Origin of the sequence: Bradyrhizobium sp. DN3, assembly GCF_041357655.1 — a bacterium.
GTDB lineage: Bacteria > Pseudomonadota > Alphaproteobacteria > Rhizobiales > Xanthobacteraceae > Bradyrhizobium.
The window spans coordinates 318,865-330,720 of the sequence record NZ_JAULLN010000003.1 but is presented as its reverse complement, the minus strand read 5'-3'; the positions used below and the strand labels follow the sequence as shown (position 1 = coordinate 330,720).

Annotated in this window: 20 protein-coding genes and 1 tRNA gene; 14 read left to right on the top strand and 7 right to left on the bottom strand. The window is 61.6% G+C overall.

All coding sequences use genetic code 11. From position 1 onward, the window contains the following. Positions 1–76 precede the first annotated feature (76 nt). Entirely contained in the window at positions 77–244 is a 168-nt protein-coding gene (locus AAE027_RS06875) for a hypothetical protein (RefSeq protein WP_370987410.1), read from the top strand. Between the two features lie 379 nt (positions 245–623). Here AAE027_RS06875 and AAE027_RS06870 read toward each other — a convergent pair whose 3' ends face one another. Both AAE027_RS06870 and AAE027_RS06865 read right to left on the bottom strand, forming a co-directional pair. Next, entirely contained in the window at positions 624–926 is a 303-nt protein-coding gene (locus AAE027_RS06870) for a hypothetical protein (protein WP_370987409.1), read from the bottom strand. A 116-nt stretch (positions 927–1,042) separates the two neighbouring features. Next, positions 1,043–1,534 (bottom strand): hypothetical protein, encoded by a 492-nt coding sequence (locus AAE027_RS06865; RefSeq protein WP_370987408.1) that lies wholly within the window; start codon positions 1,532–1,534, stop codon positions 1,043–1,045. Positions 1,535–1,888: 354 nt separating this feature from the next. Here AAE027_RS06865 and AAE027_RS06860 point away from each other — a divergent pair, with 354 nt between their 5' ends. From AAE027_RS06860 to AAE027_RS06845, 4 genes are all read left to right on the top strand, one after another. Continuing rightward, entirely contained in the window at positions 1,889–2,185 is a 297-nt protein-coding gene (locus AAE027_RS06860) for an HU family DNA-binding protein (RefSeq protein ID WP_370987407.1), read from the top strand. A gap of 62 nt (positions 2,186–2,247) precedes the next feature. Continuing rightward, the gene (locus AAE027_RS06855; RefSeq protein ID WP_370987406.1) at positions 2,248–2,466 is read left to right on the top strand and encodes a hypothetical protein; all 219 of its coding nucleotides are present in this window, start codon (positions 2,248–2,250) and stop codon (positions 2,464–2,466) included. A gap of 177 nt (positions 2,467–2,643) precedes the next feature. Then, entirely contained in the window at positions 2,644–2,781 is a 138-nt protein-coding gene (locus AAE027_RS06850; protein WP_008558897.1) for a hypothetical protein, read from the top strand. Positions 2,782–3,552: 771 nt separating this feature from the next. Further along, positions 3,553–3,750: a hypothetical protein gene (locus AAE027_RS06845; RefSeq protein ID WP_091887818.1), complete on the top strand. Its 198-nt coding sequence runs from the start codon at positions 3,553–3,555 to the stop codon at positions 3,748–3,750. Here AAE027_RS06845 and AAE027_RS06840 read toward each other — a convergent pair. Beyond that, on the bottom strand, positions 3,747–4,022 hold the full coding sequence (locus tag AAE027_RS06840) for a hypothetical protein (RefSeq protein ID WP_370987405.1): 276 nt from the start codon (positions 4,020–4,022) through the stop codon (positions 3,747–3,749). The genes AAE027_RS06845 and AAE027_RS06840 overlap by 4 nt on opposite strands. Positions 4,023–4,253: 231 nt before the next feature. Between AAE027_RS06840 and AAE027_RS06835 the strand changes: the two genes are divergently transcribed. Continuing rightward, on the top strand, positions 4,254–4,541 hold the full coding sequence (locus AAE027_RS06835; protein ID WP_370987404.1) for a hypothetical protein: 288 nt from the start codon (positions 4,254–4,256) through the stop codon (positions 4,539–4,541). Positions 4,542–4,613: 72 nt separating this feature from the next. Here AAE027_RS06835 and AAE027_RS06830 read toward each other — a convergent pair whose 3' ends face one another. Continuing rightward, positions 4,614–4,778 carry a hypothetical protein gene (locus AAE027_RS06830; protein WP_164935006.1) on the bottom strand — a complete coding sequence of 55 codons (165 nt, stop codon included), beginning with the start codon at positions 4,776–4,778 and terminating at the stop codon, positions 4,614–4,616. Between the two features lie 264 nt (positions 4,779–5,042). Between AAE027_RS06830 and AAE027_RS06825 the strand changes: the two genes are divergently transcribed. From AAE027_RS06825 to AAE027_RS06810, 4 genes are all read left to right on the top strand, one after another. Continuing rightward, the gene (locus AAE027_RS06825; protein WP_370987403.1) at positions 5,043–5,804 is read left to right on the top strand and encodes an SIR2 family NAD-dependent protein deacylase; all 762 of its coding nucleotides are present in this window, start codon (positions 5,043–5,045) and stop codon (positions 5,802–5,804) included. Between the two features lie 198 nt (positions 5,805–6,002). Next, on the top strand, positions 6,003–6,632 hold the full coding sequence (locus tag AAE027_RS06820; protein WP_164935008.1) for a cold-shock protein: 630 nt from the start codon (positions 6,003–6,005) through the stop codon (positions 6,630–6,632). Positions 6,633–6,849: 217 nt separating this feature from the next. Then, a complete protein-coding gene (locus AAE027_RS06815; protein WP_370987402.1) occupies positions 6,850–7,335 on the top strand; it encodes a DUF192 domain-containing protein in 486 nt (161 codons plus the stop codon). 74 nt (positions 7,336–7,409) lie between these two features. Beyond that, positions 7,410–7,486: transfer RNA gene (locus tag AAE027_RS06810), tRNA-Pro, on the top strand. A 71-nt stretch (positions 7,487–7,557) separates the two neighbouring features. Here the strand turns inward: AAE027_RS06810 and AAE027_RS06805 are convergent. After that, on the bottom strand, positions 7,558–7,779 hold the full coding sequence (locus AAE027_RS06805; RefSeq protein WP_370987401.1) for an RNA-binding protein: 222 nt from the start codon (positions 7,777–7,779) through the stop codon (positions 7,558–7,560). A gap of 369 nt (positions 7,780–8,148) precedes the next feature. Then, positions 8,149–8,376 (bottom strand): hypothetical protein, encoded by a 228-nt coding sequence (locus tag AAE027_RS06800; protein WP_370987400.1) that lies wholly within the window; start codon positions 8,374–8,376, stop codon positions 8,149–8,151. A 263-nt stretch (positions 8,377–8,639) separates the two neighbouring features. Here AAE027_RS06800 and AAE027_RS06795 point away from each other — a divergent pair, with 263 nt between their 5' ends. Then, positions 8,640–8,834 carry a hypothetical protein gene (locus AAE027_RS06795; RefSeq protein ID WP_091894901.1) on the top strand — a complete coding sequence of 65 codons (195 nt, stop codon included), beginning with the start codon at positions 8,640–8,642 and terminating at the stop codon, positions 8,832–8,834. Between the two features lie 25 nt (positions 8,835–8,859). On the opposite strand, the gene AAE027_RS06790 is transcribed toward AAE027_RS06795, so the two are convergent. Then, complete coding sequence (locus tag AAE027_RS06790) at positions 8,860–10,029, bottom strand: OpgC domain-containing protein (protein ID WP_370987399.1); 1,170 nt, start codon at positions 10,027–10,029, stop codon at positions 8,860–8,862. Between the two features lie 256 nt (positions 10,030–10,285). Here AAE027_RS06790 and AAE027_RS06785 point away from each other — a divergent pair, with 256 nt between their 5' ends. The 3 genes from AAE027_RS06785 (at position 10,286) to AAE027_RS06775 (ending at position 11,824) form a co-directional block, all read left to right on the top strand. Continuing rightward, positions 10,286–10,591 (top strand): ETC complex I subunit, encoded by a 306-nt coding sequence (locus AAE027_RS06785; RefSeq protein ID WP_249761404.1) that lies wholly within the window; start codon positions 10,286–10,288, stop codon positions 10,589–10,591. Positions 10,592–10,796: 205 nt separating this feature from the next. Continuing rightward, the gene (locus AAE027_RS06780; protein WP_091894917.1) at positions 10,797–11,288 is read left to right on the top strand and encodes an Lrp/AsnC family transcriptional regulator; all 492 of its coding nucleotides are present in this window, start codon (positions 10,797–10,799) and stop codon (positions 11,286–11,288) included. Between the two features lie 236 nt (positions 11,289–11,524). Continuing rightward, entirely contained in the window at positions 11,525–11,824 is a 300-nt protein-coding gene (locus AAE027_RS06775; protein WP_091894895.1) for a DUF3551 domain-containing protein, read from the top strand. The last annotated feature ends 32 nt before the right edge of the window (positions 11,825–11,856 follow it).

Sequence of the window (11,856 nt, the reverse complement as noted above, 5' to 3'; positions counted from 1 at the left end):
GGGGCGGTTCTAGCGCGGGACAGGCCGAGCGGTTACTGCGGTTGAACCCCGCTGACGACCGACACGACCTATTGCCATGCTTCAAGGCCTGCTCAGCGCGATCGTGGATCTGCTCCTGTCTGCCGCATGGAGCCCCATCGTGAGATTCTTCGGTCTGGAAAACGTCGTCGAAATCGCGACGGCTGTCCTCGGGCTTGGCTGCATCGCGATTGGCTTCACGGTGTTCTTGCTGGGCGGCCAGTGAGTGTGGGAAGGCTCGCTCGCGTCGTCGCAACACCCGCTGAAATATGTGCTGGTTGCAGCCATCGCGATCCTCATGGTGCTGGGATCACGGCTCCCGCTCCGGATCTTCAACCGACTCCGCGGATAACTTCCCGAAGTACCTTCCGGCTCGTGATGAAGCTGGCTTCGCTCGTTCGTTCGAGAGTCACCTCTCCCCAGCGGGGAGAGGTCGGATTGCGCTTGGCGATGCGAAGCATCGTCCGGTGCAATCCGGGTGAGGGGCCGCAGCGATCACTGGGGCTGTAACCCCTCACCCGGATCGCATCTTGCGATGCGATCCGACCTCTCCCTATGGGAGAGGTGCTCACGGCCCGCACCGATTCAATCAAAACGCATCCGCTTCAGGCTGCGATCCGTTGCTCGACCGGCGCCGTCAGGTATTTGAGCACTTCTGCGTGCTCGAGGTCGGGGACCGCGATGGCCGTGTGGCTGTACATCGCATGGCTCCGCGAGTTTGCGATCTTGTCCAGGATCCCTTTGCCTTTGACGACGTGGAGGCCCATGCCGTCACCAGAGGGGAAGATCGCGAGCACGACGTCATAAGCTGCGATGACGGCTCGCAGCGCTTCGGCCTTGTCCTCGGCGATATCGACAAAAACGCGCACATCAGCTGCGAGTTCACGCAGCTCGTTAAAATCCAACACTGTGAGGATACTCCAACGCAACGATACTGATGCGAGATTGGAGACGTTAGGTTACCGAAGTCTCAACAAGGCGTGCCCAGTCACAAGTTTCACGATGAGGTGACTCATCATGCTCCCTAGCGCCTGGCTTCGTCTTTGCGAACCCTGGCCTCCGCGGCTTCGTCCACGAGGTTCAAGGCGAGGCCGTCATAGCTCAGCTTGAGCTCACGGCCGACGATCCATGTCCATCCCGCGCGGTCCTTGATCGGCTGAGCGTTGAACTGGTCGGAGATCGATTTGACGGCGGCGTCCTGCGGCCCCGGATTGTTCAACTCCGCATGGACGCGCCAGATCGGATCCTTGGCGTCAGCGTCGTCATTATGGACCGTGACCTTGGCGCCATTGATCTCGCATTCGAGGACGTACGAGCCCAGGATTTGGTGGCAGAGGTAGCGACGTTGACTGACGAGCTTGCTGGTCTCGTCGAACGTCATCCCGGGCGAGAAACCGAAGATGTCGGATTTTTTCACGAGGGCTAGGGACGCAGGCTTCAAGAAGCTTGGCTGGATGGCGACGAAGGCGGCGATTGCAACAACGATCAAGCCGGCGATGACGATAGCGACCTTCATGAGTCCCCCACGAGAAACCTTTCGACCATATAGCAGCCGCGGCGCTCTACCAGGCCCGGCAAAAGCGAAAACCCCGCCTGGGGGAAGCGGGGCTTTCTGGTGGGGTGAAGCTTAGGGACTTCAAGAGTATGACGCGCCGGGCGGCAAATGGTTCAAAAAGAATCGGCAAATGCTGCAACATCTTTCACAGGAAGTCGGGAACCCTAGAGAACCCCTGCTTGCGTTTTGGGCCTCGATAGGCTCTAAGCCCGGTCACTTCATGACCTCAGGCATGAATTAGAAGCGCGCCTCCGCGGTCCGGCCGCGTCCACAGCAGAGTTTACGCACGCGCATCCCTTCAAAGGAATTCAGAACATGGCGAAGATGACGAAGACCCAATTGATCGATGCAATTGCGGAAGGCACGCAGCTGTCGAAGAACGACGTGAAGTCGGTGATCGAATACATGGCGACGGTCGGCTACAAGGAGCTCAACGAGTCCGGCGAGTTCGTCATTCCCGGCTTCGTCAAGATGTCGGTGGTGAACAAGCCCGCGACCGAAGCCCGGATGGGCATCAATCCCTTCACCAAGGAGCCGATGCAGTTTGCGGCCAAGCCGGCGACCAAGTCGGTCAAGGCCTCGCCGCTGAAGGTGGCCAAGGACGCCGTCTAAGGCGCCGGCGATGCCGGGGCCGCTTCGCGAAGCATCGCAACGGATTAGCGGCTGAAGACGAGGTGGTGCTCGGCGACGACAATGCCGAACATCACTACGACGATCAGGAGAAACCACAGGCCCGCCGGTCGCGGCCTGCGGCGCAGCCGCGGCTGACAAGAAAAACCCCGCGCTTTCGCACGGGGCTCTCTTGGCTGACGGCGTTGGGATTTCAGCGCCTGGCCGCCAACCATGCTTGTAACGTAAGGTTGAAAATCCAAAAAGCAACAGCGCCGCGATGACGGATATGTTCGTCAGGCGGCGCTGCCGTATGACTGGGCCCTGAAATCCCCAGCCTCCATGGGTCCGCGCAGCGCGGAAAAGGTTCAAGCCGCTACGCCCTGTGGAATTTCGGGGGAGGGGCTGGACACGTCGTTCTCATTTTGTTCTAGTCAGTCATCTTCTCTTGGAGGTGATTCATGACCGTCGAGAAACAGCGCGAAGTGATCAGGCTCTGGAACGAGCTCAGGAAGCTCGAGGGCCCGGCTGCAGAGGAGCTGCGCATCCAGATCCTGGAATGCTTTTCGGAGAAGGGCAAAGCGAAGCGGGCGGCGTGAGTGGGTCGGCGAGCGTCGACGCTGATGCCTTTGAAACGAACGTGTGACGGAACGAAGGTGTGACGGAACGCGTTCGCGCAGCATGACGTTGCCCGCAATGCGCCAAGCCGATGACGGCAAACTCAGCCAACAGCTTTCGGTGCGAGCCGTGCCGCGAGATCGTCATCGTGTTCACAGTCGCCTCGAAATCCGTGTCGCCGAAAATTTTGCCGCCGAAAATTTTGCGGTGCGCCGAAGACGTTACGGCGCCCGCTTTCATCGATCGTTAGGATTCGCATTCGTCTGATTTTTCCGACTCCGATTCGTTCTTTGCGAACGAAATGGAGTCGGATGTAGAACAAGCTGTGCCTTCTGTATCGATGCGGGACATGTCGGTCACGGCTGGCTTTCGCAGGCAGTCGTTTGTTGCGACCGCGACTCGCGGCTGCGCCAAGACAAACTGTCGGTGCCGCAGCGATCGACCTCACGTGATCGGGCGCTCGCCGCGCGCGCTCACACCACTTGTTAAGAGTTGCTCCGCGCCGATTTCTTCGATTCCGATTCGTTCCTCGCGAACGAAAGGGAGTCGAAGCTGGAACAAAGGCGGTCGTCGCGCGGCGAGCCGGGGGCGACGCAACGCCTAACGAAACCTTCCGCGAAAGCCGATAACCCTATTCGGTTAGGTTAAAAGCCCAATCGCGTTGCGCTTGCCGCTACTTGGGATAGGTGTCTGGCAACAACAATCAAGAAGCGATTTTGCAAGAAACGATTTTGCCAAGAAGCAATCTTGTCATGACGCCATTTTCAGAGCCGTCCTTTCATCAAGGCGATCGCCACACCTACCGGCGCGTCGCCATCGTCGGCACGCTCTTCTGTCTCGCTTTCGTGGTGATCAGCTTTTCGCTGCGGCCGCAGGCCGAGGACACGCGTGTCGCGGTCAAGGCCGATCGGCTGGTGCGCACGGCAGGGCAAGCCCTGCACGCAAACTAGCGCTTCTCGCCGTAGATCCGATCGTCCGCGGACCTATCCCGGAACGTGCCGCCGCGCGTCGCGAGCGCCACGAAACCGGCATAGCCGGACAGGTTGAGCAGGACTTCGAGCCACGCGGGCATGTCGGGCCTCTTCTGCCTGAAGACGACTTCAACGTGTGCGCGAAAATCTCGTTCCACGCTCACAAAAAGAAACGTCATTCGGTGCCGCGACGAAGGATCGAACTGCCGGCCGAACGCCGCAACACTGGCCGCCGCTATGGTCTGCTGCATCTCTCCCGCGAAACTAAAAAACCCCGCCAGCACCGCGGAGGATGCTGACGAGGTCTTCGTGCTGTCGCCTCAACCCGGATGGCGGAGGCTTCCGCACTTGCAATGTCAATCCGCGCGGCGAGCGTTCGTTCCCGCCGGTTCATTGTTTTTTGACCGTTTTCGGTTCCGCGCTGCGCGCAACCATCGCAGGCCCTCGCCGTTGTCCCGCGAGACGCGCGAAGGAGGATAATCATGAAGAAGATACTGGCAGTTCTGGCCACCGTCGCAGCCGTCGGCGTAACCGCGGTCGCGGCGCCTGCGCCAGCCGAGGCGCGCGGCCGCGGCATCGGTCCGGGCCTCGCATTCGGCCTTGCCGCCGGCGCAATTACGGCGGGCGCAGTCGCAGCATCGCATCCCTATGGCTATTACGGGCCGGGCTACGGCTATTATGACGGCCCGGGCTACTATTACGGACCGGGTCCCTACGCCTATTACGGCGGCGGACCGTACTACCGGCACCACTACTGGCGGCACTGGTAGCGAGTTAGAAGCGAAAAGCCCGGAGCGAGGCTCCGGGCTTTTTTTTCGTTCGTATGCGCGTGACGTCACGCCCTACGGCCAGAGCGAGGGACGTTCGACCTTGCGGGCATTCTCGAGCGTCGACACGAAATATTCCTCGCGCTCCCGCTTGAACTTCTCCTGGGTGGCGCGGAAGGCGGCAACACGGGTGGCGATCTCCTCGCGTTCGCGAGCTTTGCGTTCTTCATCTTCGGTCATATCCATCCCCTCTGTTCGCACCTGTTTCCACTGACCTCGAGCACTGCCGCCGCATCGCGCTGCGAGTCGGATTCGATACATCCATTGGGGCTCCCGAATGGGGCGTCAATGGGGAGGAGGCATTGCAGGATTGTGATATGCGATGGGCGGCAGGAATTGCCGAGTCTGTTTCTCTTCGCTCTTTTCATCACGGTGGATAAGAGCGTCAATAATCTTGCCGCTTGTGCGTCTTGCAGCGAGGGCAACACACATCGGGAGCAGCGCGTGATAGCATCGGATCTTCGCAGCGGCGTTGAACGACTCGGCGACATGATCGCCGAAGCGAAGCGAATCGTGCCGTTCACCGGTGCCGGCATCTCGACCGAATGCGGCATCCCTGACTTCCGCTCGCCGGGCGGAATCTGGACGCGCAACCGTCCAATCCCGTTCGAAGAGTTCGTGGCGAGCCAGGAGGCGCGCGACGAATCCTGGCGCCGGCGCTTTGCGATGGAGGAGGTGTTCGCGGCGGCAAAGCCGGGCCGCGGTCACCGCGCTTTGGCCTCACTCTACCGCGCCGGCAAGGTTCCCGCCGTCATCACCCAGAACATCGACAATCTGCACCAGGCCTCGGGGCTGGCCGCCGAGCACGTGATTGAACTTCACGGAAATACTACCTATGCGCGATGTATCGGATGCGGGCAGGCCTATCAGCTCGACTGGGTGAAGCGCCGTTTCGACGAGGAGGGCGCCGCGCCCAATTGCACCATGTGCGACGAGCCGGTGAAGACCGCCACGATTTCGTTCGGCCAGATGATGCCCGAGGACGAAATGCAGCGCGCAGCTGCGCTGTCGCAGACCTGCGACCTCTTCATCGCGATCGGTTCCTCGCTGGTGGTGTGGCCGGCGGCGGGCTTTCCGATGATGGCCAAGAACGCCGGCGCACGTCTGGTGATCATCAATCGCGAACCGACCGAGCAGGACGACATTGCCGATCTCGTGATCCATCACGACATCGGCGAAGCGCTCGGGCCCTTTGCCGGCAATTGAGGCATCAATTTGATTCGCGGCTGTGCAAGCTGTTCATAGGTTCCGGCGAATCTCTTTTTTGTCTATGCGTCGCAACCGGGAGTGTTATCTTTTGAGTCGAAAGATTCGCGTCGCGTCGAATTGAGAACATTCTCTTAAGACGTGTGATTCGAGCGCCGCCAACGTGGCGGGTTGCATGGCAGTGTGGGGTCCGGGGTTATGGGGTCGTCGGACGGATTTGAGTCCAAGAAGGTCGGAGTTCCCGTGGGCGAGCACGGCAGCGGTCGCGACAGCGCGCTCAGCCCCTTCACCGGACTGGGTGAGGGCAGCGCCAACCTCGTCGAGGTTCACGGCGTCATCAAATGGTTCGACGCCTCAAAGGGCTACGGCTTCATCGTGCCCGACAATGGCTGGCCCGACGTGCTGCTGCACGTCACCGTACTCAGGCGCGACGGCTTCCAGACTGCTTACGAGGGAGCCCGCATCGTCGTTGAGTGCGTCCAGCGCGCCAAGGGCTATCAGGCATTCCGCGTGGTCTCGATGGACGAATCCACCGCGATCCATCCGGCGCAGATGCTGCCGCCGCGCACCCACGTCACGGTCACGCCGACCAGCGGCCTGGAGCGGGCCCAAGTCAAATGGTTCAACCGGCTGCGCGGCTTCGGCTTCCTGACCTGCGGCGAGGGCACGCCCGACATCTTCGTGCACATGGAGACACTGCGCCGCTTCGGCATGACTGAGCTGCGCCCCGGCCAATATGTGCTGGTCCGGTTCGGGCCCGGCTCCAAGGGCATGATGGCGGCTGAGATCCATCCCGAGACCGGGTCGCCGGGCTTGCAGTCGCACTAGAGCATTATCGGTTCTGATTGAATCAGAACCGAAGCTCTAGATTCTTGTTTTGACGCGTTTTCTTCACGCGAACCGGTATCCACTTCGCTCGAAAACGCTCTAAAGCCATCAATTCCCGCAATCGTGAGCAGAGGCGCGCCGGTCAGCCAGCGCGCCTCTGGCTTTTCCGGCGACCGCCACGTAAGGACTGTTCCAGTCCCACGCCTCGAGTGCTCCCATGAATTCTGATCGAAAGGCCGTCTGGTCCGTTGCGAAGGGCTGGCTTGCCGCCGTCCTCGTCCTTGTCGGCATGGCGGCCGCAATCGGATCTGTCCGCGCCGCGAGCTTCCAGCCGCTCGAGATCGTCACCAGAAACGGCGTGCAGGTGTTCTCGGTCGAGATGGCGACGACCGAGCAGGAGAAGCAGACCGGCCTGATGTACCGCAAGGAGCTGGCCGACGGCAAAGGCATGCTGTTCGACTTCAATCCCGAGCAGGAAGTGTCGATGTGGATGAAGAACACCTACGTCTCGCTCGACATGATCTTCATCCGCGCCGACGGCCGCATCCTGCGGATCGCCGAAAACACCGAGCCGATGTCGACCAAGATCATCTCGTCCCAGGGCCCGGCCCGGGCGGTGCTGGAGGTGGTGGCGGGAACGGCGCAGAAATACGGCATCCGTCCTGGCGACCGGGTCGCCCACCCGCTGTTCGGCAGCAAATAGGCGCCCCGGAACGGCTTCACTGGCGCCTTGCTGGCGCGCCGGGAAGCGTGTATCGACGTGGCTCGCCGGACATTCGGGGTATAGCGCAGCCTGGTAGCGCGGCAGTTTTGGGTACTGCAGGTCGTTGGTTCGAATCCAGCTGCCCCGACCAGTTCCGACGTGTCCCCGAAGAATGCCCCAGGCCGATGCCCAAATCTCTTGCCTAGGGATTCGGGGGGCGCCTTAGAACAACAGCCGGTTGACGAGGCGCCAGGCGAACCAGGCGAGGGCGCAAATCCAGCCCAGCATCGCGATTGCCGCGAGGCCGAGCCCGCAGAGCGCGAGCAGCGAGCTTCCGGCCTCCGGCGTCTCGACGAGTTCCTCGGGCGTATCGACCTGGCTCACGGCGCCCGTCGGCCTTGCCTCCTGCCGTTCATTGATCTCTGCTCGTTCGTGGAAATTCAACGGCCGCGCTCCAGCTCACAGGGACGTGAGACGCCGTCCGTGCAGGCGCACGCTGATCGCGGACACTCTCGGATGCCCCGGACAGGCGGGAAATGCTGCAACGCGTGGCGTAGTGATTGGTTGCCGTCGTCTGGCCGAAAGGCGCTGCGAAAGCCTTGGCACTCATTCTCCTTGCCGTGAGACTTCGGCGCGATGTTTCAAGCCATTGCGGCCCTCCGAGGGCGCAGAATTGCCGGACGCTCATCGAACCTTCTGCGCGGAGCCATAGACATATGCGTGTTGGGGATTTCAGCGCCCAATGCCTAAACGGACGCCGCCAAGCGATGATACTCCGCTTGCGCGGCGTTGCGCTTTTCAGGCGTCGCTTTTTCAGATCTGGCCCATCAGCTCGAGGCGTGCCAGCCGGCCGGAAACGGCACGAACGGCCAGACTGTCTCGTTGTCGTTGGCGGCCTTCGGCGGCTGCTGGGACGGTGTCTTTGCGATCGGAACAGGCGTTGTCGATCGCAGCGCCAAGCGCAGACATGCACATTGCAAATTCATTGTGGTCGTCCTGGCCAGTCAATTCTTTTGAAAATACGTGTCGGCTCAAAAACACCGCGCGTCCTCAAAACGGCGCGCTCTCAAATCACGCACGCATTCTAGAAAAGTCGACGGCGGCTTTCAACCAATCTCGCCGTTTGCGCACGAGAAGTAAGGTTGATCGGTTAGGTTAAGGGCGAGCGGTTGTTGCGGGCGCCCTAGTCGCTGTTATCAGATCGAGCACGGCTCGCGATGGGCTGCCTGAAATCCGTGCTCACACAAGATCACAGTTCGTGGCAGCGCGCGTATCAGCCGAGTTCTGCGCCAGTGAGTTCTGCCATGTCTTCCGATCGCAACTCCAAGACCGCCGGTCCGCAGTCGAGCTGGACCGAGATCTGGCATCTCTGGACCGTGATCGTGCCGCGCCGCTCGATCAATGGACAGCTCGTCTACGGCAAGGTCTGGCGCCGCCACGACGGCCGCGATTGGATCTACAAGAAGTTCACCGAGTTCGACGGCGAAGAGGCGGCCTGACGCGGCATCGGCGGCCGCGTCACCATCAGGCGGCCTTCGCCGCAGCCGGCTTTGACGGCGGCGGCTTCAACGGCTTGTCCTGCTTCTTCGACCACGAGATGTAATAGGCCACCGTCGTCATGATCGCCACGCCGGCGATGCTGACGAAGAGCTGCGCGAACAGCGAGCCCGAGCTCATCGACAGCTCGAAATGGCCGACGAAGGACAGGAACACGCCGACGCAGAACACCGCGAGCGACTGCTGACCGCAGACGATCAGCGGATCGAACACCTTCCACTCCAGGCCCGGCCATTCCTTCGGCACGAAGCGGATCACCAGGATCACGATCACGACGAAGTGGATGAAGCGGTAGGGCGCGAGGTTGGTCTTGTCGTTCGGGTTGAAGGCCGAGAACAGCCATTGCGGGAACATGCCGCCCAAGGTCGGGAAGCGGCCGGCCATGGTCATGATCAGCGCGAAGGCGAGATAGGCGAGGCAGAGGTAGAGCGTGATCGGCGCGTTGATCAGCGTCATCGAGCGCCGCGCGCCGCCCATGGCGCACCAGGCGCCGAACACGAACAGCACCTGCCAGCAATACGGGTTGAAATACCACTGGCCGGCCGGATAGGCCGTCAGATTCCAGCCGAAATGGCGCGCGGCCAGCCACAGCACGATGGACAGCGCCATCGTCACGTCGGGCTTGCGCAGCATGAACCACAGCACCGGCGGAAACAGTCCCATCAGCACGATGTAGAGCGGCAGCACGTCGAGATTGAGCGGCTTGAAGCGCAGGAACAGGCCCTGGCGCAGCGTCTCCGTGGCGTTGTCGACGAGGCCGGCGACGTTGAACTCATTGATCATCTCGGAATCGCCGAAGCGCAGCGCGAGATAGCTGATCGAGGCGATGTAGATCACGAACAGGATGATGTGGGCGACATAGAGCTGCCAGACCCGCTTGGTCAGCCTTGTGGCGCCGACGACGAAGCCGCGCTCCAGCATCATCCGCGCATAGACGAAGGACGCGGTGTAGCCGGAGATGAAGACGAACAGGTCGGCGGCGTCGGAAAAGCCGTAATTGCGCGTCGTGACCCAGTTCACGACGTTGTCGGGGATGTGGTCGAGGAAGATCGCCCAGTTCGCAACACCGCGAAACAGGTCGAGTCGGAGGTCGCGCCCCTTTTCGGGAAGCGTTGCGCTGATGTTCAGGAAGGCCATGCGACGGGAGCTTTCGGAAGGAACAAATACGCTGATGTCGGGGAGCCAGTGCCGCCAGGAGGGGTCCCGGCGCGGAAGGCGGGTACGCAATTGTCACGGTGCAGCATAATGACTATACCCGTAGGTAGGGCACCCGGGGAGCCGGAATCACCGAACACTTCCCGAACGGTGTCTCTATACTATCCCTGAGATTTCCACCAACTGCCACCGTGACGCATCCAGTTCGAACGAAAAGACGAAGAGGCCCGGACCACCCATGACCGCACGCATTTTCAAGCCCGCCAAGAACGCGATGCAATCCGGCCGGTCCAAGACGAAGGAATGGCAGCTCGATTACGAGCCGGAGCAGCCGCGTTCGGTCGAGCCGCTGATGGGCTGGACCTCGTCCGGCGACATGAAGCAGCAGATCACGCTGCGCTTCCACAGCAAGGAAGAGGCGGTCGCCTATTGCGAGCGCAAGGGCATCGCCTACCAGGTGATCGAGCCGCAGGAGTCGGTACGCCGGCCGGCCGCCTATGCCGACAATTTCTCGTTCCGCCGCGGCGAGCCCTGGACGCATTGAGGGGCCAACCCGGCGCCAAAGACTTCCGTCATGGCCGGGACAAGGCCTGGCCATGACGGCGGGAAGATATTCCGCCCACACATTATAAACCTCGCATCCGACCATCCCACGCCGCGGATCAGCTACCACGCCGGCTCTGGCCCTTGGCAGCTATTCCGCCGCATGCTTCGCTGCCGCACATGACAAGCTCATGGGCGAGGTGGGTATGGCGGGGCGTGACCAGCTCGACGGCGTCGATCTGAAGATATTGTCCGAACTGCAGCAGGACGGGCGGGTTCGCAACAATGAGCTGGCGCTGCGGGTCGGGGTGTCCGCACCCAACTGCCTGCGGCGGCTGAAATCACTGTTCAGCCGCGGCGTGATCCGGGCGGTGCGCGCGGTCATCGACGAGCGGCGGCTCGGCTATGAGGTGGTGTCGTTCGTCTCGATCCAGCTCGGCAGCCAGGCCCAGCCCGTGCTGGAGGCGTTCGAGAGCTCGATCGCCGCGATCCCGCGCATCCAGCAGTGCTGGCGCATTTCGGGCGACACCGACTATCTCCTCAAATGTGTGGCGCCGAGCGTCGAGAGCATGCGCCAGCAGCTCCTGCATTTCGCCGCGATGCCGAACGTGAAGAACGTCCGCAGCTTTCCAGTGCTGGGTGTCGCGAAGGACGTGCCTCTGCCGTTGCAGGAGGTCGCGACGGTATTTGTGGGATAGGGACGCTGCGTTCCAGGCGCCGTCACCGCCAGGCTCGCGAAAATCCGAAGGAGTGGTGCGTCGCCACTATGATGCTGAGTAAATCACCTAACAGTGACATGTGATTTCGGAAGTCCTGCGATGCGCTAAACCGTGATTGTCGGTTCGGGGCCGCCGCCTAGATCCAAGGTGTGAACCTCGGCCTGCGTCGCGTGCCGAGGACTCTTTTGTGGGACCCTGAGCCAGGAAAAGACACCATGACCTCGACCTCGAAGACGTTTGTCGCATCCGCTGCGACGCTGTTTGCATCCGCGTTTCTCATGATGACCGCACCCGCCGCGCGTGCAGACGATTTCTGCATTACCAACGGTGCCCAGGCCGCTCACGGTTGCGGTTATCCGACCATGGAAGCCTGCCGGGCCGCTGCCGGCGGCATCGGCGGCACCTGCTCGCAGAGCGGCGGTGCGAAGACCTCGAATGACGCGCTGGCCTACCAGCCGAAACAGACGCGGTCGCGTAGCAAGCTTCGCCCGGGCGCGCAGACCAACTCGAACTAACGCCTGAATTCGAACCGGTTTCGAAAACATTC